Below are 255 nucleotides of genomic sequence, written 5' to 3'. Positions count from 1 at the left end.
GGTGAGAAGTCCTCTGAAGAAGCGATTGCCACCACGGTTGCGCTCGCAACTAAAATGGGTAAAGTGCCCGTCGTCGTCAATGACTGCCCAGGCTTCTTAGTGAACCGTGTCCTATTCCCATACTTTGGTGCTTTTGACTTATTACTTAGGCAAGGCGCGGACTTTACTCATGTCGATAAAGTCATGGAAAAATTCGGTTGGCCTATGGGTCCGGCTTATCTCATCGACGTCGTCGGTTTGGATACGGGCGTACAC

The 255-nt window shown here is 50.2% G+C and carries 1 protein-coding gene; it reads left to right on the top strand.

The annotated features are described in order from the left end of the window. Window positions 1-255 (top strand): 3-hydroxyacyl-CoA dehydrogenase family protein (locus tag AAEY88_RS14515; protein WP_350563523.1); only part of this gene is annotated, 255 nt, incomplete at both ends.

This window comes from Psychrobacter sp. CAL346-MNA-CIBAN-0220, assembly GCF_040309805.1.
Lineage (GTDB): Bacteria > Pseudomonadota > Gammaproteobacteria > Pseudomonadales > Moraxellaceae > Psychrobacter.
This window is presented reverse-complemented; position numbering and strand designations above follow the sequence as displayed.